Source organism: Bacillus sp. EE-W1 (genome assembly GCF_009760835.1).
Taxonomy (GTDB): Bacteria; Bacillota; Bacilli; order Bacillales; family Bacillaceae_G; genus Bacillus_A; species Bacillus_A wiedmannii.
Map to the genome: position 1 here is coordinate 1 of NZ_WIPE01000117.1, position 22,785 is coordinate 22,785.

Annotated in this window: 17 protein-coding genes and 1 riboswitch; of the genes, 9 read left to right on the forward strand and 8 right to left on the reverse strand. The window is 36.7% G+C overall.

Features of this window, described 5'->3' with window-relative positions:
• Positions 1-139: 139 nt before the first annotated feature.
• Entirely contained in the window at positions 140-1,900 is a 1,761-nt protein-coding gene (gene thiC / locus GFJ36_RS26665) for a phosphomethylpyrimidine synthase ThiC (protein WP_098649111.1), read from the reverse strand.
• A gap of 112 nt (positions 1,901-2,012) precedes the next feature.
• Positions 2,013-2,128: riboswitch (TPP riboswitch) on the reverse strand.
• A 71-nt stretch (positions 2,129-2,199) separates the two neighbouring features.
• Positions 2,200-3,855: an L-lactate permease gene (lldP, locus tag GFJ36_RS26670; RefSeq protein ID WP_001099351.1), complete on the reverse strand. Its 1,656-nt coding sequence runs from the start codon at positions 3,853-3,855 to the stop codon at positions 2,200-2,202.
• A 284-nt stretch (positions 3,856-4,139) separates the two neighbouring features.
• Between lldP and GFJ36_RS26675 the strand changes: the two genes are divergently transcribed.
• Positions 4,140-4,457, forward strand: a complete 318-nt coding sequence (locus tag GFJ36_RS26675; protein ID WP_098649110.1) for a magnetosome magnetite crystal formation protein family — start codon at positions 4,140-4,142, stop codon at positions 4,455-4,457.
• A 117-nt stretch (positions 4,458-4,574) separates the two neighbouring features.
• On the opposite strand, the gene GFJ36_RS26680 is transcribed toward GFJ36_RS26675, so the two are convergent.
• The gene (locus tag GFJ36_RS26680; RefSeq protein ID WP_088608286.1) at positions 4,575-5,066 is read right to left on the reverse strand and encodes a metal-binding protein; all 492 of its coding nucleotides are present in this window, start codon (positions 5,064-5,066) and stop codon (positions 4,575-4,577) included.
• Positions 5,067-5,116: 50 nt separating this feature from the next.
• Positions 5,117-5,482 carry a YkvA family protein gene (locus tag GFJ36_RS26685; protein WP_000435500.1) on the reverse strand — a complete coding sequence of 122 codons (366 nt, stop codon included), beginning with the start codon at positions 5,480-5,482 and terminating at the stop codon, positions 5,117-5,119.
• A gap of 545 nt (positions 5,483-6,027) precedes the next feature.
• Here GFJ36_RS26685 and GFJ36_RS26690 point away from each other — a divergent pair.
• From GFJ36_RS26690 to GFJ36_RS26715, 6 genes are all read left to right on the forward strand, one after another.
• Complete coding sequence (locus GFJ36_RS26690; RefSeq protein WP_000665355.1) at positions 6,028-7,956, forward strand: LTA synthase family protein; 1,929 nt, start codon at positions 6,028-6,030, stop codon at positions 7,954-7,956.
• Positions 7,957-8,468: 512 nt separating this feature from the next.
• Positions 8,469-9,353 carry a D-amino-acid transaminase gene (locus tag GFJ36_RS26695; protein WP_157349796.1) on the forward strand — a complete coding sequence of 295 codons (885 nt, stop codon included), beginning with the start codon at positions 8,469-8,471 and terminating at the stop codon, positions 9,351-9,353.
• Between the two features lie 209 nt (positions 9,354-9,562).
• The gene (locus GFJ36_RS26700) at positions 9,563-11,296 is read left to right on the forward strand and encodes a C40 family peptidase (protein WP_098088739.1); all 1,734 of its coding nucleotides are present in this window, start codon (positions 9,563-9,565) and stop codon (positions 11,294-11,296) included.
• 346 nt (positions 11,297-11,642) lie between these two features.
• Positions 11,643-12,854, forward strand: coding sequence for a NupC/NupG family nucleoside CNT transporter (locus GFJ36_RS26705; RefSeq protein WP_098649109.1), 1,212 nt, complete (start codon positions 11,643-11,645; stop codon positions 12,852-12,854).
• A gap of 260 nt (positions 12,855-13,114) precedes the next feature.
• Positions 13,115-13,870 (forward strand): PleD family two-component system response regulator, encoded by a 756-nt coding sequence (locus GFJ36_RS26710; protein WP_097889551.1) that lies wholly within the window; start codon positions 13,115-13,117, stop codon positions 13,868-13,870.
• A complete protein-coding gene (locus GFJ36_RS26715) occupies positions 13,867-15,168 on the forward strand; it encodes a glycosyltransferase family 2 protein (RefSeq protein WP_000988744.1) in 1,302 nt (433 codons plus the stop codon). Before GFJ36_RS26710 ends, GFJ36_RS26715 begins: the two co-directional genes overlap by 4 nt.
• A 613-nt stretch (positions 15,169-15,781) precedes the next feature.
• On the opposite strand, the gene opuD is transcribed toward GFJ36_RS26715, so the two are convergent.
• Positions 15,782-17,296 (reverse strand): glycine betaine transporter OpuD, encoded by a 1,515-nt coding sequence (gene opuD, locus GFJ36_RS26720; protein ID WP_141540953.1) that lies wholly within the window; start codon positions 17,294-17,296, stop codon positions 15,782-15,784.
• A gap of 664 nt (positions 17,297-17,960) precedes the next feature.
• Between opuD and GFJ36_RS26725 the strand changes: the two genes are divergently transcribed.
• Together GFJ36_RS26725 and GFJ36_RS26730 are read left to right on the forward strand one after the other, a co-directional pair.
• Positions 17,961-18,839 (forward strand): cell wall-binding protein EntA, encoded by an 879-nt coding sequence (locus tag GFJ36_RS26725; RefSeq protein ID WP_097889549.1) that lies wholly within the window; start codon positions 17,961-17,963, stop codon positions 18,837-18,839.
• Positions 18,840-18,918: 79 nt separating this feature from the next.
• Positions 18,919-19,221, forward strand: a complete 303-nt coding sequence (locus GFJ36_RS26730) for a DUF3910 family protein (protein ID WP_097889548.1) — start codon at positions 18,919-18,921, stop codon at positions 19,219-19,221.
• Between the two features lie 41 nt (positions 19,222-19,262).
• Here the strand turns inward: GFJ36_RS26730 and GFJ36_RS26735 are convergent, their stop codons facing one another.
• From GFJ36_RS26735 to GFJ36_RS26745, 3 genes are read right to left on the reverse strand one after another with little or no spacing between them, the layout of a single operon-like run.
• On the reverse strand, positions 19,263-20,642 hold the full coding sequence (locus GFJ36_RS26735) for a zinc ribbon domain-containing protein (RefSeq protein ID WP_098088736.1): 1,380 nt from the start codon (positions 20,640-20,642) through the stop codon (positions 19,263-19,265).
• A gap of 12 nt (positions 20,643-20,654) precedes the next feature.
• The gene (locus GFJ36_RS26740) at positions 20,655-22,205 is read right to left on the reverse strand and encodes a zinc ribbon domain-containing protein (RefSeq protein WP_098649108.1); all 1,551 of its coding nucleotides are present in this window, start codon (positions 22,203-22,205) and stop codon (positions 20,655-20,657) included.
• A 5-nt stretch (positions 22,206-22,210) separates the two neighbouring features.
• On the reverse strand, positions 22,211-22,702 hold the full coding sequence (locus GFJ36_RS26745; RefSeq protein WP_087985935.1) for a zinc ribbon domain-containing protein: 492 nt from the start codon (positions 22,700-22,702) through the stop codon (positions 22,211-22,213).
• Positions 22,703-22,785 lie beyond the last annotated feature (83 nt).

The window sequence follows — 22,785 nt, forward strand, 5'->3', positions numbered from 1 at the left end:
TTGAGGTGGGGGTCTTACTGCCCATTAAAGTGGGATAAACAATAGAAGCCCCCTTTGCTACCGTCTTAGCAAAGGGGGCTTCTTCTATATTTAAGTTAGGTACTACAGTGTGATCAATCAAGTAAAGAGGTGTAACGTGTTATTGGTATAAATGACTACCAGTGTCTTTAAATTCTTTCGCTTTCTCTTTCATCCCTTTTTCAATTGCTTCTGTCGTTTCTAAATCATTGTCTTTCGCATATTCACGAATATCATGTGAAATTCTCATACTACAAAACTTCGGTCCACACATTGAACAGAAATGAGCCGTTTTCGCGCCTTCTGCTGGCAATGTTTCATCGTGATATTCCATCGCACGTTCAGGGTCTAAAGATAAATTAAATTGATCGCGCCAACGGAATTCAAAGCGAGCTTTTGAAAGTGCATCATCACGCTGATGAGCCGTTTTGTGCCCTTTCGCAAGATCAGCTGCATGTGCAGCAATTTTGTACGTAATAACCCCCGTGCGAACATCATCTTTGTTCGGTAAACCTAAATGTTCTTTCGGTGTTACATAACAAAGCATCGCCGTGCCAAACCAGCCAATCATCGCCGCTCCAATTGCCGATGTAATATGGTCATAACCTGGTGCAATATCTGTCGTTAACGGCCCAAGTGTATAGAACGGCGCGCCCTGACAAATATCAAGCTCTTTCTCCATATTCTCTTTAATTAAATGCATCGGTACATGCCCAGGTCCTTCAATCATCACTTGCACATCATGTTTCCAAGCAATCTTCGTTAATTCACCAAGTGTTTCAAGCTCAGAAAACTGTGCTTCGTCATTTGCATCTGCAATCGAACCTGGACGTAATCCATCTCCAAGAGAGAACGAAACGTCGTACTGCTTCATAATTTCACATATCTCTTCAAAATGAGTGTATAAGAAGTTTTCTTTATGATGGAATAAACACCACTGTGCCATAATTGAACCACCACGCGAAACGATACCTGTCGTACGCTTTGCAGTAATCGGAATGTAACGAAGTAATACGCCCGCGTGAATCGTAAAGTAATCCACACCTTGCTCCGCCTGCTCAATTAACGTATCACGATACACTTCCCACGTTAAATCTTCTGCAATTCCATTTACTTTTTCCAGCGCTTGATAAATCGGTACAGTTCCAACTGGTACAGGCGCGTTACGAATAATCCACTCACGCGTCGTATGAATATTTTTACCTGTAGATAAATCCATAATCGTATCCGCACCCCAACGCGTTGCCCACGTCATCTTCTCTACTTCTTCTGCAATAGAAGAAGATACAGCAGAGTTTCCGATATTTGCATTGACCTTCACGTGAAAGTTACGGCCGATAATCATCGGTTCTGCTTCCGGATGGTTAATATTCGCTGGTAAAATGGCACGACCTTCCGCGATTTCCTTACGAACAAACTCAGGCTCTACTCCTTCACGAATCGCAACATATTCCATCTCAGACGTAATGATACCCTTACGTGCATAATGCATTTGCGTAACATTTGCACCATGCTTTGCTCTAAGCGGCTGACGATCCATTTGCGGGAAAACAGGCGTATGTTTCAAAGCCACTTTCACACCGTCATCCTCTGGTTTTACTTCGCGCCCTTCGTATGCTTCTACATCTCCGCGCTCCAGGATCCAAGAGTGGCGCGGCGCCTGCAGCCCCTTTTCCAGTTCCACTTTATAAGCAGGATCTGTATAAGGACCGCTCGTATCATATACACGAATTGGCGAATTCGGAATACCGTTCGTTTCGCTTTGTTCAATCTCGCGCATCGGCACTTTCATACCCGCGCGTGGTCCATCCACATACACTTTCTTACTTCCTGGTAAACTCGATTTCAATTCAATTTGCTCAGCTGAAACAGACTGTTTCATAACCTTTGTTGCCCCCCTGTACGTGACAAGGACGAGATATGGCCAGCGTATGCCAAAATAAAAAGAGCCAGGTCCATAAAAAAATAAGGACCTGGCTCATAAAGACATCATTATGTAAAGCCGTTAACTTCCCTACGCTGGTACGAGCCAGATCAGGTCCAAAGGGTTAAGAAGTTCACACGCTTCTCTCTCAGCCTACGCATACGTTAGGCACCCCTAGTTTATCACTGATTTAATTTTCAATACTTTCCCATCATACACGATAATCTGAAAAATGCAAAGTTTATTTCTTTTGTTGTTTATGGAATCATCCACGTTAAATAATATGCCTGTACATACGTCATAATACCAACAATAATTACGAAGAATAAACTATGCTTCACTGTAAAGCGGAATAAATCTGATTCTTTTCCAGCAAGTCCAACTGCCGCACAAGCAATCGCAATCGATTGCGGAGAAATCATTTTTCCTGTTACACCGCCCGTTGTATTTGCTGCAACGAGAAGTACTTCAGATACACCGACTTGCTGCGCTGTAATCGCTTGTAAATTCGAGAACAGTGCATTCGCTGACGTATCGGATCCTGTTAAAAATACACCGATCCAGCCTAGGAATGGTGAGAAGAACGGGAATAGTCCGCCAGTTCCTGCAAGTGCTAATGCTAATGTAGAAGATAGACCAGAATAGTTTGCGATAAACGCGAATCCTAATACGAATCCGATAGATAGAATTGGCATCTTAAGCTCATTTAACGTTTCTTTAAATGTTACTACTGCATCTTTTGCACTCATTTTCAAAATAAAGATAGAAATGATACAAGCAATTAAAATTGCTGTTCCCGTCGCTGATAAAATATCTAATTTCAAGATTGCTTCATAAGGCGTCGGTTTATTTACAATTGGCTCTGCTTTCATTACTAAATTGTGTAAGCCTGGAACTTCAAACTTAAACACAAGGCTTTCCAAAGCACCGCCTGGAGCAAATAACGCTTTAAAGAAACTTTGGCTCCAAATGACTACCATCACAGTTAAAATAATGAATGGAGACCATGCTTTTACTACTTTTCCTACCGTTAGTTTCGGCATAGATATCGCCGTTGCCGCTACTTCACTATTTGCTTCTTTAGACTGATAGATTTCTTTCGGCTGCCAAACTTTTAAGAATAGAGATAAACTCACTAAACTTACAAGTGCTGACGTAATATCCGGAAGTTCTGGCCCTAAGAACGTCGCTGTAATGAACTGCGTAATTGCAAAGGAGCTACCTGCTACAAATAGAGCCGGCCATGTTTGTCTTACTCCTTTAAATCCATCCATTAAAAATACGATAAAGAACGGAACAAATAATGATAAGAACGGTAATTGATGCCCAGCCATTTGTCCAATTTTATGCGGATCAATACCTGTTACTTGTCCAGCAACTGTAATCGGAATTCCCATCGCTCCGAACGCTACTGGTGCCGTATTTGCGATTAAACACAGACCCGCTGCATATAAAGGATTTAACCCAAGACCTGCAAGAAGCGCTGCGGTAATCGCTACTGGTGCACCAAATCCTGCTGCCCCTTCCAAAAATGCTCCAAATGAAAAACCGATTAAAATAACGAGTAAACGATGGTCATTCGTAATGGATAATACAGATGCGCGAATCACATCGAATTGACCTGTTTTCACAGATATTTTATATAAAAATACCGACATAATGATAATCCAAGCAATTGGCCATAGTCCGTATAAGAAACCATATCCCGTCGCTGCCATCGCCATCGTGAACGGCATCTTATAAGCGAATAACGCAACTAAAATTGTAAGTACGACTGTAATTAATCCTGCCACATACCCCTTCATGCGGAAAACTGCTAAAGCTAAGAAAAAAAAGATAATCGGAATAAGTGCGACCGCTGCCGAAATCCAAATGTTTCCGAACGGATCATAAACTTGTGTCCATGTGTTCATTGTTCTCTCCCCCTAAAGAATCCCCTTTTAAATAGAATAACCTCATCAATAGACTATCAGGTCATCATACCTTTAAGCCTAAAATAAAAAAACGCCAAAGAAAACGTTTTCATTAATTTTATCACAACAATTTCCACTAAAAAAGATTTTTTTGAAAATTTTATTATTTATCATGGGAATCTTACAAAAACGTCACGTTCTTGTAATGTTCATCGATAGGAAGCTCGCTACATTTCCTGCATAATAAAGGTATAAAAACGAATATTATTTATGAGGTGATATATATGAACGGAAACAAAATATTAGCAGCTTTATCATACTTTAGTGTATTATTTGCCCCTATCTTATTCCCTATCATTGTGTGGATTGTGGGCGATTCTGAAACGAAACCGCACGCAAAACGTGCTCTATGGACACACATCATTCCAAGCATCGCGTTATTTATTGGATTTATTATTCTAGGAATTATGGGTATCGGATCGAATCAACCAGACGTAACACTTGGCATTGGAGCAATGATTGTCTTATGTATTTGTGGCATTATTAGCTTATACTACTTCATTTGGAACATCGTAAAAGGTATTAAAGTGCTGAAAGCTTAAGTTTAAACAAACGTTTGATTAAAACAGTACGCATCATAATAAATGAAATTTTATCGGCGATACGACAATCTTTTAATAAGAAAAAACCGTCCCAAAATACCTTTTGGGACGGTTTTTTTATCTTCTGCGTTTCTTCTTTTTTCTCATCATTTTTTTGCGGCGCGTATTCACTTTATCCGCTATAATGTGAAGCGTACTTGCTACAATAATTCCCATTACGAACGTTACAATTTCAACCTCATGTTCCTTCGCAATTTCTATTAAATTCCCATCAAGCGCGATTACATTTAATAGGAATAAAAACGGAGAAAACACAATTAACATGTATGCAATACGAATCACATCACCAAGTATAATTGTATGTGTAAAGAAGGATCGATGCGGCATGACCTTCTTATACGGATACCAAAATATACGTAGGAACCCCCATTTATTATACGCATTACTATATGTATCTAAATCCGGCGTTAAAAATGAAGTACCTACTAAAAAGCCAATTGCAAAAGTTAATAAAAAATCCAAGTTTGTTAATCCATACGAAAAGAGCATAAACAAAACAACCGGAAGGGATATTAAGTTTATTTTCGTATGCGTTCTTCCTGATGGCATAATGCACTTCCTCGCTTACGTTCGCCCTGTCACCATATGACAGTTCTCACCTATTGATCTAATTTCTGATCGATAAAGGATGTGTCTATATCCGAACCAAACCATTCTGCCAACTTCACTCGTGCCTTATCTTTCACCTCTTCATTGACGTATAACGACGCTTGTAATAGAGCAGCCATTAACGCCCCTAAATCATCTGTATAACCAACTCCAGCAATGAAATCTGGGATGGCATCAATTGGTGCAATAAAATAAGCAAGTGCTCCAATCACAATAATTTTCACTCGCTTTGGAACATCAGGTCTTTGCAAAACGTAAAACAATAATAAACTTGCATAAATGACCGACTGCCCTGCTTGCTTTGCAACATGTTTTGCTTTCTTCCAAAACGCTTCAACTGAAAATTTTTGTTCCATGTAAAAGCCTCCCTATTTTTTTAAAGAAATAAGCTACAATATGTTATCAGTAAAAGTTCATCAAAATTACACATAATCTATCAATGAACTTTCATTGTAACAAACAAACTAAAAAAGAACAAGTGTTCGTTAATTTTTACATACTTCCCTTCATATAATAGGTTTCTAGATAACCACTCACCCATTGTCATTTCTTATTTCTCAACAAGAAAATTTTCACTTTCACTGAACATTCTGCTCTACCTTTGTTATATTTTCTAGTTGACGGACATATAAACGAATGTTAAAGTTTTCTCTGGTAGTGACAAATCTCATACAAAAAATGTAAAATGTTATAGTGTTTCTCAGAAATGAATTTTGTTGTATAATACAGAAATGACGTTATGCTTATGAGCAGCACAAGAAACCAAAAGGGTATGCATAGTTATAGTCGTATATGGGTGAATATAGAACCTCTAATTATGGCCAAGAAAACTATGTATTTTTTATTTTAGCATTTTTCGCTCCAAAATCGACCAAGCCTGATAGAGAAAGGGTGGAAATGAATGAAAGAAACCTTGAAATCACAATTTCAAAATGTGCGTTTCACTGTATTCGTAGCTTTAGCTTTATGGCTGAAGACGTACCTTATTACACGCACAAGCTTTGATTTAAAACTTGAATCTTTCATGCAAGAATTCATTTTATTCCTTAGCCCATTAGCAGCATCATTACTGCTTGTTGGTCTTGCATTATTTGCAAAAGGGAAAAAACGTAACTATATAGCACTTGGAATTAATTTTGTTTTAACAATCGTTCTTGTTGGTAACGTAATGTTCTACGGATTCTACAATGACTTCGTTACTTTACCAGTACTAGGACAAACATCTAACTTTGGAAGTTTAGGTTCTAGTGTGAAAGAATTGTTTAACTACAAAATTATCCTTGCATTTGCTGATATTATTGTCTTCTTCATTTTATTGAAGAAGATGAAGAATTTTGCACCGACAGAACGTGTAGCACGCCCAATGCGTTCCCTATACTTCGTGTCAACAGTTGCTATTTTCTTCGCAAACTTAGGACTTGCAGAAGCTGAACGTCCAGAATTATTAACACGTTCATTCGACCGCGTTATGCTTGTTAAAAACTTAGGTTTATATGTACACCAAGTGTATGATCTTGGCTTACAAGCAAAATCAAGTTCACAAAAAGCTTTTGCTGACGGTAGTAAATTACAGGAAACAGAGAACTACGTAAAAACAACGCAAAGCAAACCAGATCCAAATATGTTTGGTACTGCAAAAGGGAAAAACGTAATTGTTGTCTCTCTTGAGTCATTACAAACATTCTTAATTGGTGCAACAGTTAACGGACAAGAAGTTACACCATTCTTAAACCAATTTACGAAAGAAAGTTATTACTTTGATAACTTCTTCCATCAAACTGGGCAAGGAAAAACATCTGATGCTGAATTCTTAGTAGATACTTCCATGTATCCACTAGACCGTGGTGCTGTATTCTTCACACACGGTAATAACGAATATACAGCAACACCAGAAATTTTACGTGAGCAAGGATATCACACATCGGTATTCCACGCGAACAACGCAACATTCTGGAACCGTAACATTATGTATCCGGCACTTGGTTATGATCGTTACTACAACGAGCTTGACTACAAGATTACGCCAGAAACGAAATTAAATTGGGGATTAAAAGATATCGAATACTTCGATCAATCTATCGATATGTTAAAAGAAGTGAAGCAACCGTTCTATACTCGCTTCCTTACTTTAACAAACCATTACCCATTCACTTATGATGACAGCACGAAATTAATCGATGAATATAATTCTGGTGATGGCGTATTTGACCGTTACATGGTAACTGCTCGCTATTTAGATGAAGCAATGAAACACTTTATTGAGCGTCTAAAAGCAGAAGGTATTTACGACAACTCAGTTATCGTATTCTACGGTGATCACTACGGTATTTCTGAAAACCATAACCGTGCAATGGCACAGTTCTTAGGAAAAGAAGAAATCACTGCATTTGACCATATGAACTTACAAAAAACGCCGATGTTTATTCACGTTCCAGGTCAAAAAGAAGGTAAAACAATTTCAAAACCAACTGGTGAAATTGATATTAAACCAACAATTCTAAACTTACTTGGTGTAGATTCTACGAATCAAGTTCAATTCGGTCATGATGTATTCTCACCAGAAAATAAAGGATTCGTTGTTCTTCGTGACGGTAGCTTCGTTACAGATAAGTACATGTACACGAACAGTACATTCTACGACCGTACTACTGGCGAAGTTGTACAATTACCAAAAGAAGAATCTCAACCACTCATTGATCGTGCCCAAAATGAATTGAACATGTCTGACAAAATCATTGAAGGTGACTTACTTCGCTTCTCTGAAAGCAACAAGACCAAAACTGGTGAAGTAAAGACAGCTATTAAAGAAGAAAAGAAGAGCGCTGAGTAATCTCAGCCTCTTTTTTTTATATTTCTCCATACAATCACTTATATTCATTAACTTTAACATTACATAACCTTTACCAAATATTCACATAGAGTTAATGAAACATCTCTATAATAAAATATGTAAACGAGGTTCTATATATTTCTTATCTCTCATCTGTAATAAGATCCCTCAAAGAAATATGTGAATCGTTTTATTTCTACTTTCTTATAATTGTCTTTCAATATGTTTTGTTTCCATACACAAAACATTCAATAAGACGATGTCCCTATGAAAGATAGCTACCCTCCTTGTGCAGCATTCCATAAGAATGTTGCTTTTTTTTATTCAAAAGCAGGATTCTTATTTCTCATTTTCGAATTTGTATATACAAAATGCTGTAAATCACTACTACTTCTCTACCATTTACAAATACATATACGTCATATGTAAAGAAGTACTCACATAAAAATTACTATAGTGGTTTTTATTCCAAATGAATGAAAGCTTCACTTTACTTATGCACTTACGAAAGGATGGGACAGAAATTGGCATACGAAAAATTTGTACTATGGAATGATGCAGTTATTGATACAACAAAACATCGCGCGTACATAGAACTTGAAGAAAGAGGCTTGCAGTTTGGAGATGGTGTCTACGAAGTTATTCGCCTATATAAAGGGAACTTTCACTTATTAGATCCGCATATCACAAGATTATATCGCTCCATGGAAGAAATAGAATTAACACTCCCTTTCTCAAAAGCAGAACTTATTACCCTACTTTATAAACTAATTGAAAATAATAACTTCCACGAAGATGGCACTATTTATTTACAAGTATCTCGTGGTGTACAAGCTCGTACCCATACATTCTCATATGACGTCCCTCCGACAATCTATGCCTATATTACAAAGAAAGAAAGACCAGCATTATGGATTGAATATGGTGTACGCGCTATATCAGAACCAGATACGCGCTGGCTACGCTGTGATATCAAATCATTAAATTTATTACCCAATGTATTAGCTGCTACGAAAGCTGAGCGCAAAGGTTGTAAAGAGGCACTTTTCGTACGAAATGGTACTGTAACTGAGGGAAGCTGTTCTAACTTCTTTCTAATCAAAAACGGAACGCTTTACACACACCCAGCCAATCACCTTATTTTAAATGGCATTATTCGTCAATATGTCCTTTCTTTAGCGAAAACCCTTCGCATTCCTGTACAAGAAGAACTTTTCAGCGTTCGTGATGTTTATCAAGCCGATGAATGTTTCTTTACAGGAACGACGATTGAAATTTTGCCGATGACTCATCTTGATGGAACCGCAATCCAAGATGGTCAAGTTGGCCCTATCACTAAAATGCTACAAAGATCCTTTTCTCAAAGTTTGTTACAATCCAATATGTCATCTTCTTAAACACGAATAATTTCTATTCTTTCTACATTCAATATATGTATTTAAATGGAAATCAAGGTATAGATTTATGCCTTGATTTTTTTTGTAATCTTTTTGTCATATTCAGATTCCCGCATAAGTCTTGACAGTAATCGACATGCTCTTTAGAATTTTTAACAGTTGGTAAATATTTCTTCACTACATTACAGACAGAAAGGAATCGACAAATTATGAAAAAATACCTTGCCGGTCTTGCGGCAGTGTCTGTAGCAGGAGGAGCAGCACCTACACTTGATAGTGTTCAAGCTGCCCCAGAACAAAATACACAAAAAGCTGCTACAACTGTCCAAGCTTCTGCATCAAACAGCTCATCTTATACGGTAAACGCTAGCGTATTACATGTTCGTGCAGGATCAAGTACTTCTCACGACATCATCTCACGCGTTTATAACGGTCAATCCTTAAACGTGATTGGCCAAGAAAATGGTTGGTTCAAAATTAACATTAATGGACAAACCGGTTTTGTTAGCGGCGAATTTGTATCAAAAAATGGAGCAAGCAATTCTAATGTAAGTAATACAGGTGGAAATAATAAAGTTACTGCTGATGTATTACGTGTTCGTACAGCTCCTAACACTTCTAGTTCTGTTTCAGGACGTGTATATGAAGGACAAGCTTTAAACGTAATCGGTCAAGAAAATGGTTGGGTGAAAATCAACCATAATGGACAAGTTGGCTATGTAAGTGGCGAATTCGTATCTGGTGTTTCTTCTAACGCAGGTTCTTCAAACAACAATACGAATAATAACAACCAAGAATCTGTAAAACCAGCAAGCGGAAACTATACAGTAAATGTATCTTCCCTTCGTGTTCGTACAGGTCCTAGCACTTCTCACACAACTGTAGGTTCTGTTACAAAAGGACAAGTAGTACAAGTTGTTGGCGAAGTGCAAGATTGGTTCAAAATCAATTATGCAGGCCAAACAGCTTACGTAAGCAAAGACTACGTAACAAAAGGCGGTTCTAGCGATAACGCTACACAAGGAAACAACCAAAATAATAATCAAAACAATAATGTAACTGTTCAAACTGGTGGTACTTATGTTGTTAACGCAACATCTCTACGCGTTCGCACAGGCCCTGCTACTTACCATAGCATAATTGGTGGCGTATTAAATGGTACGACATTAAACGTAATTGGCTCTGAAGGTAGCTGGTTTAAAGTTAACTACCAAGGAAAAACAGGCTACGTTAGTAGCGAATTTATGAAATTCGTTAAAGGTGGCACTACTACTCCTGAGCAACCAAAACAACCTGAACAAGGTGCAATTGGTGACTACTACATTAATGCTTCTGCATTAAACGTACGTAGCGGCGAAGGTACAAATTATAGAATCATAGGCGCACTTCCACAAGGACAGAAGGTTCAAGTAATCTCTGAAAACTCTGGATGGAGTAAAATTAACTACAACGGCCAAACTGGTTATATCGGAACACGTTACCTTTCTAAAACACCAGTTGGAGGCGCAGTAGATAATAAGCCTAACAACAACCAAAATAACAATCAAAACAATAACAACAATAATACAGGTAATAATAGCGGCAACAGTTCTTCCATACTTGCATATGCAAAAGGAATGCAAGGCGTACCATACGTTTGGGGCGGAACTTCTGCTACTGGTGTTGACTGCAGTGGTTACATCTACCACGTATTTAAGAAATTTGGTCATAACATTAGCCGACAAAGTGTTGCGGGATATTGGGGTAGCCTACCACAAACTTCAAATCCACAACCAGGCGACTTAATTTATTTCCAAAACACTTATAAATCGGGTCCTTCCCACATGGGTATTTACCTTGGGGGCGGATCATTTATCCAAGCCGGAGATAAAGGTGTAGCAATCGCTTCATTAAGTAACTCTTATTGGAAGAGCCATTTCTTAGGATACACAAAAGCACCTTAAGTTATATTTTTTGAGCCTTCTAGATTACTAGAAGGCTCTTTTTAATATGTTTCACCTATATCCACGAACAAATAATGTATCTATTTCCCTATTTCATACACCATATTCTACAAAAACAATCCATAACGTTATCATAATGTATATATTTACATAAAAAACATAACCTATTTCATGTGTATTTATTTTATATGTGTTTTTTTAAAGAATTTTCTTTTTATTTAAACTTTTCGTTAGACGTTTGACCTCCGATGTCCATTATGATAAGTTACTTAAGATGTTATATTCGTAAACGTATAGACAACTGGTTTATACACTTTTTTTACTATGAGGAAGGAGCATACACTGCATGAATCTTTTATGGGGAATTGGCGGCGTGATTGGAGTATTAGCAATCGCTTTCTTACTATCTTCCAACCGCAAAGCTATTAATTGGCGCACGATTTTAATCGCGCTAGCATTACAAATGTCATTTTCATTTATCGTATTACGATGGGATGCCGGAAAAGCAGGTTTAAAATACGCTGCAGATGGCGTTCAAGGATTAATTAATTTTTCTTACGAGGGAATTAAGTTCGTTGCTGGGGATTTAGTCAACGCAAAAGGCCCTTGGGGATTTGTATTCTTTATTCAAGCACTACTTCCAATCGTATTTATTAGTTCATTAGTAGCAATCTTATATCATTTCGGTATTATGCAAAGATTTGTTAGTGTCGTTGGTGGCGCATTAAGCAAACTTCTTGGAACTTCTAAAGCAGAAAGTTTAAACTCAGTAACAACTGTATTTTTAGGACAAACTGAAGCTCCAATCTTAATCAAACCTTACTTAGCACGTTTAACAAATAGTGAATTCTTCACTATTATGGTAAGCGGTATGACAGCTGTTGCCGGATCAGTTCTTGTCGGCTATGCAGCAATGGGTATTCCGTTAGAACACTTATTAGCAGCAGCAATTATGGCAGCTCCATCAAGTTTATTAATTGCGAAACTAATTATGCCAGAAACAGAAAAAGTAGATAATAACGTTGAGCTTTCTACAGAACGTGAAGATGCAAACGTTATTGATGCAGCGGCACGTGGTGCATCTGAAGGTATGCAACTTGTTATTAACGTAGCAGCAATGTTAATGGCTTTCATCGCATTAATCGCTTTATTAAACGGTTTATTAGGATGGATTGGTTCTTGGTTCGATATTAAACTTAGCCTTGATTTAATCTTCGGTTACTTACTATCACCATTTGCAATCTTAATCGGGGTTTCTCCTGGTGAAGCGATACAAGCAGCAAGCTTTATCGGTCAAAAACTTGCAATCAACGAATTCGTTGCATACGCAAACTTAGGACCACACATGGCTGAGTTCTCTGACAAAACAAATCTAATTTTAACATTCGCAATCTGTGGATTCGCAAACTTCTCTTCTATCGCAATTCAATTAGGTGTAACAGGAACGCTAGCTCCTACTCGCCGTAAACAAATTGCACAATTAGGGATTAAAGCAGTTATCGCTGGTACACTAGCTAACTTCTTAAATGCGGCAGTTGCAGGTATGATGTTCCTATAAAATAAATCAAAGCCCCCTCTTTCTAAAGAGGGGGCTTTTTATTATGCTCCTTATTTTTTCGGTATATATTAAATACTTTATGTCGAAATATAAAAACATTATGATACAATAATTAGTAAGTCTGTTTATTTTTTCTTGCAAAAGAGGGATACTACTTGTTGTTGCTCTCTCCAAAAGAATCTAGTCATCTGGTCTATTTCTTAATAATTGCCCATACTACAAATATCCTTGCATGAATTATCTTTAAGGAGGAAAGTTTTGTGAAAGATAACTTCTATAAAGTCCTCTCTATGTGGATTTTACAAATTTTATTTTATTTTACAACTGTACATGTAACACAATATGAGCATGCTCTCATTTTTACAATTATATATGTAATTGTTAATGTACTATTTCTATTTTTGGCTGATAAAACTGCATTTGTTTTCTTCATATTAGGAACCATTATTTCGGTGTTCTACCTATTCTACCAAGCATGGCTTTACTTATGGAGTACATCAGAACAATGGGAATACATTATTACACACTTCCTAATGGCAGCAAACTTCTTCATTGTATATATATCAACTCATTTATTAAAGAAGGTTATTCATGAAAATAAAGAATTAACCGACCGTGTGAGAACGTTAGAACATTACATTGGAGAATCAAAATTATTAACGAGACAAGAGTTCGAAAGAAGACAAGCATTATTAATCACTGCAATGAATCGTCGCAATGAAACAGGTGTTATTATTTCCTTCGACTTCACTTCCTTTAGTAAATATACGAAGGAAAGTGTTATGGATCGTGTAGCTTCATTATTAGTTGAAACGGTAAGAGCTGACTTTGACCTTGCTGCTGAATATGATAACAACACATTAGTCATTTTATTACAAAATACAAATGAAGCTGGTGCCGACATTGTAATGAACCGTCTACAGCCCAAAATGGAAAAATGGCTTGCTGCTGAAGCGATCCAAGATATACAAATTTCACGCGAGCAAATTGGGAACAAAGGAAAGACGTTATTATGATGACACTCGTTATACTGCTTTTATTCCTTCTGTTTTGCGTACTCGTTTTTTGGATTAGTATCACATTTTCGATTAAGTATATACTTATCTTTACAGCCTTTCTATTCTCTGCCTTACTTGTTTACTATTCTTTCTTAACACTCGCAGGTTTAGTTCACCGAAATAGTAAACGAAAAGATCGTACGCTAGAACATTATCCAAGCGTCGACATTTTAATACCAGCCCACAATGAAGGGGTCGTTATTAAAGACACTTTAGAGGCGATGGCAAAGATTGAATATCCAGGTAAACTAACTGTTTATTTATTAAACGATAACTCTCAAGATGAGACACCTGAAATTGGTGACGATTTTGACAAAGCTTATGCTCATATTCGTCACATTCGTGTTCCGGCGGGTGAACCAAAAGGGAAATCGCGTGTATTAAACTATGGTCTTAGTATTTCAGATGGTGAATACTTCTGTGTTTATGATGCAGATAACCAGCCTGAACCACATGCACTGCGAATGCTTGTAGAACACGCTGAAACAACCGAGGATGCTGTTGGAGCTGTTGGTCACGTTCGTACTGTAAATGAAAACAGAAACTGGCTAACACGAATGATTTCATTAGAATTTCAAATCTTCCAGCTCCTTATGCAATCAGGACGCTGGTTACTATTCCAAACAGGTTCACTAACAGGAACAAATATGCTTCTTCGTCGCTCTGCATTAGAAGAACTTGGCGGCTATGACCCGTATGCAATTGCAGAAGACGCTGAATTAACATTACGAATTACACAAAAAGGCTATCTCTTACCGATCGTTCCAGAATCAATTACATGGGAACAAGAACCTGAGCATTTAAAAATCCTTATTAAGCAGCGTACACGTTGGCTCCAAGGGAACTTGTACATTTTAGAAAAAATGTTTTCTTCCTTAAGTTTCTTTAAAGGAAAACTTCTCGTCCATTCCTTACAACAAGTTTTAGTGTATGTTGTATTTTGGCTATTCTTAATCATTTCGAACGTTTGGTTTGTAATTGGGTTACTCGGGATATTCCAAATTCAATATAGCATTCCGCTACTATTTATGTGGTATGTCGCATATATTACATATGTTTCTCAATTATTTAGTGCCCAGAGTGTGGAGCGAACCTTTACACCAACTAATATTTTTATTAGTGTTATCATGTACTTTACGTACGCACAGCTCTTTACGTACTTATTCATTCGCAGCTTAATTTTATACTTACGTGCAAAGAGCAAGAAACAAGTCATTGGCTGGGATAAAACAGTTCGATTCAAAAAAGAAAAGTAAAACTTTAATCAGTGGGAGTTCTCTCACTGATTTTTATTTACAAAATAAAAATCAGCACAGAGCGCCGTATGCTCTGTGCTGATTTATTGCCGTATAAATTATATATATCAGACAATACCCCTTAGCTGAAAGTAATTTCACGTCCATCCCCCAACGAACGATTGACCTTCATTTATATACGAAAAAGTGATTGCTATTTTTGTAGAACCAATTGCTTCTCTTGCTGTTCTTTGCGCGTTTCAGTCTTAGGTTCCGTGCTTTCTTGGACACTACGATGTGCCACACGTTTCAAACAAATATGCTTCCACTTTCTTTCGTAACGTTTCATTATTCTAGATGTCCCCCTTGAATGCGCTTTAAAACTATTTGAAATCGCTTACAGGAAATAATATAGCACATATACATAAACGTGACAACACATTTCCGACAATTTTTTGTCAAAAATACAAATAGAAGCCGCAAGATATCGAACATTGTCGAAATGTATCGATTTATCTTCGTCTAAAAGGCATACTACTTATATAGTAAAGTATTTTATTTCCCTTACTTGCAGTTAAAATTCCTTCTATATAAAAAAGAGCTGATACATAATCAGCCCTTTTTCCTTCTATTATTAATGACGCTTCATACGCCCCTCTTTTTGTAACTCTTTAAATAATGCTGCCATCATGAAGAAAATAACGAAGACGAATGGGAATGCCGCAATAATAGCTGCCGTTTGCAGTGCTTCTAATCCACCAACATATAATAAGGTAGAAGCTATCGATGCTAAAACGATACCCCAAACCATTTTAATGCGGTTTGGTGGATTTAAACTACCATGTGTCGTTAACATCCCTAAAACGAATGTCGCAGAGTCTGCAGATGTAATAAAGAATGTTGCAATAAGCAGAATACCTAATACCGATAAAGCTGATCCAAAGCTTCCCATCTGATCAAACATAGCGAATAACCCTACTTCTGTTCCCATCTCTTTAATTTTTTCAAAGATATGAGCATCACCAAACAGCTCCATATGAATACCAGTCCCGCCGAAAACAGAGAACCAAAGCGCACCGATTACAGTCGGTACGAGTAACACACCGATAACAAACTCACGAATCGTACGTCCTCGTGAAACACGGGCAATAAACGTACCTACGAATGGTGACCATGCAATCCACCATGCCCAATAGAAAATTGTCCATGACTGAATCCATTGATTTCCGCCTTCATCTAATGGACTTAAACGGAAGCTCATGCTTGGCAATTCCTGAATATAAGAACCGATTGTTGAAGTGAAGTAATTCATAATAAAGTTTGTTGGACCTGCAAATAATACAATAATCATAAGTGCAAACGCCAAAATAATATTCGCATTACTTAAATATTTAATTCCTTTATCAAGACCTGTTTGCGCAGATAACATAAATAACACGGTTACGATTGCAATAATAACTAACTGTGTCGGCAATGAATTCGGGATAGATGTTAAATAACTAACACCACCAGCAATTTGTTTCGCACCAAGACCTAATGATGTTGCGACACCAAACACAGTTGCGAAAACAGCTAACACATCAAATGAATGAGCAATACGTCCATGTTCCCCGTCTTTGAATAACGGACCTACTGTCGCACTAATTGTACTTGCTTTTCCTTTTCTAAAAGTAAAGTAAGCAATACACAGCGCTACAAATGCATATAGTCCCCACGGATGTAATCCCCAATGGAAAAATGAAAAACGTAATGCAAGACGCGCACTTTCCTCAGTTGCACCTTCTCCAAACGGAGGTGCGTACAAATGGTTTAATGGTTCAGCAACGCCCCAGAAAACTAAACCGATACCCATACCAGCGCTAAATAGCATAGCAAACCATGTCATATAACTATAATCAGGTTCATCATCATCTTTACCTAAACGAATAGAACCGTATTTCGAAACAATTAAAAAGATAGACACACCTAAAATAATAGAAACAGAAATAATATAGAACCATCCAAACTTACTAACCAATACCGTTTGAATCGCAGTCGTTACATTTCCTAGGCTACCTTTTCCAATAATAGATTCGGGAATAATCCCCCAAATTGTAAATGCAATACATAATGTTAATGATACGATGAATGTTTTTGTCAGTTTCCTCATCAAATCCCCCTTCGTAGGTTTCACTTTTGTAAATAACATAAATTCCGATATGTAAAATCGGATAGAAAACTATAATTTTACGGTGATTTTCTTACTTTCACCTTCACCAATTCGAATTCTTATGGACAGCCTTACCTTCCGTATAACCTTTTCACTCTGCAAGAGCTACAAGATCGAAATACTGCTGTCAAATTGTGTGAGAAAAATGCGGATGGGAATGTATTTTCCCAAAAAAGGATGTGTTACAGATGTAAAAAAGGGCATTTTTCTTCCTTGCAACCCTTTCTTTTTGTAACAATTATGCGGTTTTTTTGCTAGTATATAGCACGTGTTTATAGTTTCACAAACGAAATGTTTATGTTTATATAACTATATTACCCATAAAACGGCAAAATACTCAAGGAATGTAATCGTTTAGTAAATATTATGTAACACTCCTGTAATATTTTTATTTACGCCGAAAAATATATGTTGTATTAAATATTTTGAATATAAGTAGAAACCTACTAATCACATAGAATGAAAAACGCTTTCCTATATCTTTTGTTATATTACAGGATGTTAACGACTGATTACGAATGGTTTGTAATTGTGTGTTTTCCCGAAATCCGAAAAAATCTGTTGCTATAATGAGGACACGAAAACAAACGCAATGGAGGCTATCATGAAAAAATTAATTGGAATAGCAACAGCAGCAGTTTTTGGTCTTGGGATTTTCACATCATCTGCTAATGCAGAAACTGTTGTAACAACAGACGTACTAAATGTACGCGAAAACCCTACTACTGAATCAAAAGTTGTCGGTAAATTACTAAACGGTAATAAAATAGATGTTCAAAATACAGAGAACGGATGGTCAAAAATCACTTTAGATGGTAAAGACGCATTCGTAAGTGCAGAGTTCACAAAAAGCATCTACTACGTAACAGCTAACGTATTAAACGTACGTGCTGAAGCGAACACAAACTCAGAAATTCTTGGAACGTTGAAGAAAGACGATATGATCGAAACAACGAACCAAGTACAAAATGAGTGGTTACAATTTGAATATAACGGGAAAACAGCTTATGTTCACGTTCCTTTCTTAACAGGCACAGCGCCTGTTATCGAGAAACAAGAACAACCTGCTCCTGCTAAAACGGTAGCACCAGCTAAAGCACAAACACCTGCAGCACAAGCAAAACCAGCTGCTAAGCCTGCTGTGAAAGCTGCTGAAACTAGCACACCTTCTGGTGGTCGTGAGTTAACAGTTGTAGCTACAGCATATACAGCTCATCCGAGCGAAAACGGTGGCACATACGGTGGCCGTGTATTAACTGCAATGGGTCATGACTTAACAGCGAACCCAAACATGAAAATGATCGCTGTTGACCCGAAAGTAATCCCATTAGGATCTAAAGTATGGGTAGAAGGTTACGGAGAAGCTATCGCTGGAGATACTGGCGGTGCAATTAAAGGTAACCGTATCGACATCCTACTTGGATCAGATAGCGCTGCTCAAAAATGGGGACGCAAAACTGTTAAAGTGAAAATTTTAAAATAACCAATGACTGCTAAAGCCGGTTCTCTTTGTTGAGAGCTGGCTTTTATTTTTTTATAATAACTATAAGGAGGTTATGTTCATGAATGTACAAGCAAAAATAGACTGGATCGGTACACCAAAACCGTATATATATAAAGATGAAGTAACATACGACGCTACTTCCATCGACTTTTCACTCGCTGGCGATGACAATCGATATAAATTAATTGTGCTCAGATTTGAAGAAAATACACACTACAAAATTGTCCAATATGGAATCAAACCCGGCTCACAAAAGCCATTTCCTATCGATATTCCATTCGAACAAAACATGTTACCAATTATAGAACAAATATTACATGATCCATATGTGCAAGCGATATTAAAGGAAACGCGCTTCTAATCGCAAAAAGACTATCTCAATTATATGAGATAGTCTTTTTATTAACGGTTCGGACCAGATACTTCCTCTGACTTAAGCGTATTATTCGCTCCAAGAGAATGGTACAATATCTTTCCATTTCCATTAACAGTAACGATATGTTCATTATTAAAGCTTTTGAACTTCACAGATCCATCACCATAACGAATATGGTACTCTTCATATGTCGTTACTTTATATTTCGTATCACTTTGATGCTCTACATTACGAATTTCCATTGTTAATAAATCTTCAGTAATTCCCTTTTTGTGTAGATATTGTATATAATCACGGTCTTCCTTATACGATTTCCCGCTCTTATCATAATTATTTTCAATTAGACTAAAATCATTTAATGAAATCGCACGTACGTTATTATAAATGTGATTTCGTACAAAATCACCAACTGCTGAGATTGATGTTTCTTTCGGGAATTTTAAGTAATACGTACTTTGGTCTCCAATTTTAACACTTTCAGATTTTATTACACCAAAATCAGTAGTTTTCTCTAAATGTACTTCTACTGTTTCATCTGTGGATACAGGACCCAGTTTATAATTACCATAACTTAATTTCCCACGTTTTTTACCATTTACAAATACGGTTGCATCATTTTCATCAGAAGAAATGCTTACATACTTTCCTTCAAGCGATAAATCTACATTCACTTTCTCGCTCTGTTCATCTGCTAAATCTACTTCTTTCTCTGTTTCTAATTCAGTAAGTTCTGTCTTCGCTGTTGCCTTGACAACATACGTACCTGGGAAGTATGGCCCTAACTCTTTCGAAGTTTTATCACTAGAAAGTGCTGTTTCTTTTTTATCATTCACATATATTTCTGCATTCTTTGCAGTTGTACTAACACTCATATAATAAGATTTTATGCTAAACTTATACTTTGGATATAAGAACCACTCTTTTCCCTCTGCTACAATTTCCCCATCTTTAAACGAATTTTTATCCTTTGTTAACTTTTGATCTACTGTCTCTTTCTGTAAATAAGACAATAATTGTTTATTGTAAGAAGGGTTCTCTTTTAAGTAACGCATGTACGCTTTAATATCCTCTGTCTTAATCTTTAAGCTTGAATCATTTGCTTTCACAAACTCATCAATTGCATTAATATCTTTCTTTTGGAATGCTTCAATCATTACAGTTATTTGCTTTTCTTTTGAAAACTTATATGCTCCAAATTTATATGCCCCAAATAATAAAATAATAATAATGGCGAAACCAATAATTAAAAATAAATTTTTCTTACTTTTCACTGGTTGTGTCTCGCTTTGTACTTCTGTATATGAAGCGGCAGTGTTATCGACGATTACTTCTACTTTACTCCCACACTCAGGACAAAAGTTCAAATGGTCTGCAACGTTCTTTTTACATGTTCCACAAAACTTCAACGTGCTCTCCTCCTATTTTTTAGCTAACTTCATTCCAACAAATGCTGCTACATATGTCACAATAAAACTACACAAAGTTAAATATACAAATGAATTTTGCATAGATAATACCGTTCCACTTGTTCCAAACAAACTTGTTACAGTCCCTGAAACATCAATTTGGAACTTAGAAATCATATTCATTACAATCATCATAATTGTGTAAGAACCACTGCATACTGCTAATGTAATATACATATTGGCAGTCGATAATTCAGCTAACTTTCTTCCCGCTCTAAACATAAGGAACAATGGAATAATAAGCAGTAATAAACCGTAATGGAATACGTTATTCACTTCATCAAATTCAGCAAGGCTTTCCTGACTTGCTCCTTTTGAAATCATTATATCTCTAACCACTACGCCATTTACAGAGATGCCTGATATAAATGAAAACGATAATGTGCTCTCAGATGATTTTGATTTCTTACCAATTCCAGTAAAATCCTTACTAAGTGCTGGACTTGATACTTCTAACGGAGCAAAATGAGCCATACTCCATAATTGAGGTGTTAACTCTAATGCTAATAATGTACTTTCAGATTTTAAAGTTGTTATTTCTTTTAATGGTTCAATACTGTCTTCCTTATTTACTAACGCCATAATACAAACTACTACTGCTGTTACTAAAAGTCCTTTTATCATGGCTGAAATACCGTAATAAACAGACGCTCCATATGGCATTAACTCTTGAAATGCTGCTGCCATATTATTTTTGCTTGTATGAGCAATAAATCCTATTAAGGTAAATAATGTCCCACATACAAAACCACTCAATAAACTCTTAATCGCTGAATAGCCAACCGTAATCTTACCTGCTTCTGAGAATGGAATTGCAAAAGATTGTGATGCTATAAAACTTATAATGAATAAAAAGACACCATAAATAATACCAACTGTTGCTGCTATAAAGATTTGATCCTTAATCGTTTTTGCAACACGCTGCTTTCCTAAACAAATTCCTGTACCAGCGAAAATCATAAATGGAATGATTAATAGTAATGTAAATGGAGTATGCCATGATAAAGAAAATATCAATCCGCTATCATCGCTAGCTGTAAAACTAAGTAAATGATAATTTAACATCGTAGAAGTTGCACTCGAATAAAAGCTTGGCAACATTTCTAATTCTTTCGCAAATTTACTAAACATCTCACTTAATATAGAAGCAAATAATACACTACCAATCCAACCAGCAATTAACATGAGAATACTTGCAACAGCCCCACCAATAAAACCTGTTTTTAAAACAGCTTTATCTGCTGTAAATTTAACTTCAGACGTACCGTCCATTGTAGGCAATTTGATAGATTGTTCCTTTTTCTTCACAATAAATAAAGAATGCCCACACTTTTGGCAATATAAATTTTGCTGAGCATTTTCACTGCCACAACCTTTGCAGTATTTTGCAGTATCTTGTTCTAACGTTACTGCCTCTATAGCTCCTGCAATCTCCATACTTCCTTCGTTAGGGCAATAGTTTACCTCTTCACCATGTTGATTTCCACATGTGCGACAATACATCTGATTCACTCCCCACTTTGCTTAATCCCACAAACCGGACAGTAAGTAGAGTTTTGATCAATATGTTCATTACATGAAATACAATTTGTCGTTTCACCTTCATGTTCTATCGCTAACATTGGATTAGGCTTTCCACACGAACCACAAAACTTATCATTTATTGATAAAGGTCCACCACATTCACATGTAGCTTTCTCGCCTTGTTGCTTTTGCAGTTCAACAATGCGTTTTCTTGCTTGATAAATAGCTACATCAAATTCTTGAACTGGAGCAATCATTTCTTGTAGGCTCGCTTCATCTACTCCGTTTCCTCTTAATTGAACGTAGACTCGTTGTCCAATCTCTAATAGAACCTCTGCCTTTTTCTGCATTTGCACTTGCATTTCTTTTTTCAGTTGAGCGATTTCTTGCGCAACTTGTAACTTCATCTTCCCTTGCTCAATTCCTTCTTGTAACTTATTCATTCCACTGCCTAACTTCGTCTGTAAATCTGACAAACTTTTTCTCCTCCTATTCATATATAGTAATATACAAAATTAACACTATATATATTACCATGATTTTCAATTTATGTAATCCA